A 3187-nucleotide genomic window follows, 5' to 3' on the forward strand; every position below is an offset into this window, starting at 1 on the left:
AATCCACCCCACCCGGCAACCGACACGCCATCCCCACCACCGCGATGGGTTCGTCAATCTGCCCGGCGACGGCGGTGATCACCCGCGTCGGGGTGGCGCTGCCCGACAGCAGACTCATCAGGTGGCGGGCAATGGCGGTCGGGGTGGGGTGGTCGAAGACCAGGGTTGCCGGTAGCGGCAGGCCGGTGTGGCGGGCCAGGGTGTTGCGGAGTTGCAGGGCGGTCAGGGAGTCGATGCCGAGCTGTTTGAAGGGCTGTTCGGGATTCAGGGTTTCGGGATTGGGGTGGGCCAGCACGGCGGCGGTGGCGGTCAGAATGAGGGTGGTCAGGGTGGCTCGTTGCTGCTCTGGGGTATGGCCGGCCAGTTGGTTGGCCAGTCCTTGGGGGATCGCGGCCGCGGTTGGGGTATTGCGTGTGGCTAGTTCGGTGAACAGGGGGTGGGCGCGGCGGGCGGTGAAGATGTCTTGGAATTGGTCCCAATCGACATCGGCGAGGGTGATCAGCGTGTCATCGACGTCCAGGGACTGCTGCAACGCGGCAAAAGCGGTCTCGGCAGAGAACTGGTGCAGTCCGATCCGGTCCAGATAATCCAGCGTGTCTTGGGAGGTGGTGCGGTCATCGGCCCAGGTTCCCCAGGCCGGGGCCAGGGCATGCCAACCACGGCTACGTAACTGGGTGGTCAAGGCCTCAACGTGCCCGTTCGCCGCCGCGTAGGCACCCTGCCGAGTGCCACCCCAGGTTGCGGCCGCTGAAGAAAACAGGATGAAGGTTTGCGGCGGCTGATCCTCCAGTGCGGCAATGAGGTTTTCTGCCCCTAGCGCCTTGGCCAGGTAAGTGCCGTGGAATTCCTCCAGGGTTACTTCGGTGATAGGTGCCCAGCCCAGAAACTCTGCGGCGTGGACGACGGTGTCGATGGGCCCGTGGTCGGCGCGGATTTGCTCGATCACGCCTGCCACCGCAGCTCTATCGGCGATGTCTACGGAGATGGCGCTGGTGCTGACGTCGGCGGCGTGGAGTTCTTCTTGCAGTGCCGCCACTTGGGGGTCGGTGGCGGCGGTGCTGCTGAGCAGAACCAGGTGGCTGGCTCCGCCATCGGCTAGCCAGCGGGCGATACCAGGGCCCGATTGACCGCTCATGCCGGTGATGACCGCGGTCCCTGAGGGCTTCCACGTGCGCCGGTGATCTGCGGGCAGGTGTGCGTGGTGGAGGCGTCGAGCATGAACACCATGCGGACGAAGAGCCAGCTGGTCTTCGGATTGCGGGCAGGTCAGGATCGTGTGCAGGCGTTTGACGTCTTGGGCCGTAGGGGCAGTCGGCAGATCAACTAGCCCGCCCCACCATTCGGGGTGCTCCAGGCAAACCGATTGCCCTAGCCCCCACACGGCGGCCTGGCCTGGTGTTGACGGTGGTTCGTCGGGGCCTAGTTGGGCCCCGCCCTGAGTAAGCACCCACAACGGGAGACTCAAGCCGCTATCGCTGTAGGCCTGCACCAGCCCAAGGGTGGACAGCAAACCGAGCGATGGCCCAGAGATCTCGGAGTCGGTGTGGTCGGGAAGCGCCAGCACCGACAGCGCGCCCTCGCAGTCGCCGGCGGCGACGTGTTCGACCAGTAGCGCAGCCAACTCATCGCGGTCCAGGCGGTCGGAATCAATGGCCGTGGCGCTGAATTCCTCGGGATAGCGGGCCAATAGGGCCTGCAGCCAAGGATCCTCGGACTGCTCAGGACGCATCAACACCAGCCATCGGTGCCGGCTTTGCGGGAAGGTAGCCAGGCTAACCGCTTGCCAGCTGACCCGATAGCGCAGCTTGTCCACCACCGAGCGCTCGGCGAGTTGTCGGCGCCACTGCCGCAAAGCAGCCACCACCGGACCCAACGAAGCCGCCTCGGCGGAGTCCTCAATCCCCAACACCTGTGCGACAGCGTCCACCGCGCCGCTGTCCACCGCGTTCCACAACTGACCCTCGACCGGATCGGTGGTCACACTCGAAGCCGGCGGGGCTAGCCAGTAGGGGCGGTGCTGGAAGGGATAGGTGGGCAACTCCACGGCCTGAGCCCCCGGATACAGGGCAGACCACGACGGACTGTGACCATGCGTATGCAGCTGCGCCAGGGCGTTGGCCATCGCGTCCAGATCAGGATGCTCGCGATGCAACGTGGTGATAACCGCCGAATCGCTAGGTTCTGCAACGCTGGCCAGCGTGTCGGTCAGAGCGGGGGCCAGTACCGGGTGGGGGGAGAGTTCGATGAAGGTGTGGGGGCCTTGGGTGAGCAGGGTGGTGATGGTGTCGTGGAAGCGCACGGGTTCGCGCAGGTTGGTGTACCAGTAGTCGGCGGTCATGGTGGTGGTGTCGAGGGGATGGTCGGACAGTGCGCTGTGCACGGTGGTGTAGAGGGGGATGGTGGCGGGTTGGGGGGTGAGGTCGGCCAGTTGGTCGAGTAGGTGCGTGCGTAGTTGTTCGACGTGGGGGGAGTGGGAGGCGTAGTCGACGGCGATGGTTCGGAGGTGGATGTCGTGGTGGTCGCAGTAGGTGCTGAATTGGTCGAGGGCGGTGGGGTCGCCGCTGATGATGGTGTGGGTGGGGCCGTTGGTGGCGGCGATGGTCAGGGTGGTGTTGAAGGGTTGGAGGTGGGGTTGCAGTTCTTGGGGGGTTAGGCGTACCGAGGCCATGGCGCCGTGGCCGGCCAGGGTGGTCAGGGCTTGGCTGCGCAGGGCGACGATTTTGGCGGCTTGGTGTAGGGGTAGTGCGCCGGCGATGTAGGCGGCGGCGATTTCTCCTTGGGAGTGCCCGACGACGGCGTCGGGGGTGATGCCGTGGGAGCGCAGGAGTTCGGCCAGGGCGATCATGATGGTGAACAGGACGGGCTGGATGACATCGACGCGGTCCAACGGGGGTGCGCCTGCATCGTCGTGCAACACCTCGCGGACCGACCAGCCTGTCCAGGGGTGCAGGGCGTGGTCGCAGTCGTCGAGGGCTTGGGCGAAGCGCGGGTGGTGGGTGTAGAGCGCGGTGGCCATTCCCGGGTATTGGGCGCCTTGGCCGGGGAAGACGAACACCGTTTTGGCGGCGTGGTGGGCCTGATAGTGGTGGCGGGCGACGCCGGGGTGGGGCTGGTCGAGAATCAGCGCCTGCAGGGCATCCAGTAGTTGTTGGCGGGGGTTGGTGGTGGCGGTGGGGATGGTTAGGAA

The 3187-nt window shown here is 66.0% G+C and carries 1 protein-coding gene; it reads right to left on the minus strand.

Annotated features, from left to right (window positions below; all coding sequences use genetic code 11):
- A partial coding sequence (locus AWC27_RS14750; protein ID WP_139837009.1) for a type I polyketide synthase occupies window positions 1-3187 on the minus strand: 3187 nt, incomplete at both ends.

The organism is Mycobacterium szulgai (assembly GCF_002116635.1).
GTDB lineage: Bacteria > Actinomycetota > Actinomycetes > Mycobacteriales > Mycobacteriaceae > Mycobacterium > Mycobacterium szulgai.